The sequence below is a fragment of the Actinotalea sp. C106 genome (genome assembly GCF_023630195.1).
Taxonomy (GTDB): domain Bacteria; phylum Actinomycetota; class Actinomycetes; order Actinomycetales; family Cellulomonadaceae; genus Actinotalea.
Genome location: NZ_JALPKN010000631.1, coordinates 1 through 591 on the forward strand (window position 1 = coordinate 1; position 591 = coordinate 591).

Annotated in this window: 1 protein-coding gene; it reads right to left on the bottom strand. The window is 76.6% G+C overall.

Annotated features, from left to right (window positions below):
• Positions 1-111: 111 nt before the first annotated feature.
• Positions 112-591 (bottom strand): FliH/SctL family protein (locus L0B03_RS18905; RefSeq protein WP_250448659.1); only part of this gene is annotated, 480 nt, incomplete at its 5' end.

Here is a 591-nt window from a genome sequence, read left to right on the forward strand (position 1 = left end):
TACGATCCGACTTGACGCGCTCGGGGGCCGCAGCATCGAGGGCGCGCCGCAGCGCGGCGTCCTGGGTGCTGGACACCGGGGCGGTGGCGCGCGTGGGCGCGGTGGTCAGGCTCATGCCTGGTCCTCCCGCAGGACTGCGCGGGCGCGGTCGAGGGCGGTCTGGACCTGGGCGTCGAGGAAGCCGTCCGGGTACTCGCTCACGGTGTCCCCCTGGGCGAGCCGCGGGTCGGCGACCAGGCGCGTCCCCTCGGGGAGCTGGACCTCACCGGAGCGCAGCACGGCCTCGCAGTGGGTGAGGTCGACGGGGTTCACGCGCACGGTGTGGACGCCGAGCTCGACCGGCAGGTCGAGGGCGCGCTCGAGGAGCACGCGGGCCGAGTCGGGCCCCGGGCGCAGCTCGTGCTGGAGCACGGCGGCGGCGAGGTCGAGGGCCGTCGAGTGCAGGGTGGCGCGTGCCTCCCGGACGATGGGGACGGTCCTGGCCTCGACCGCGTCGACCGCGGCCGAGAGCACCGCGAGGGCGTGGTCGAGGGCTGCCTGACGACGGGCCTGCTCGGCGGCGGCCTGCGCCTCGAGCTGACGGGCCCGCTC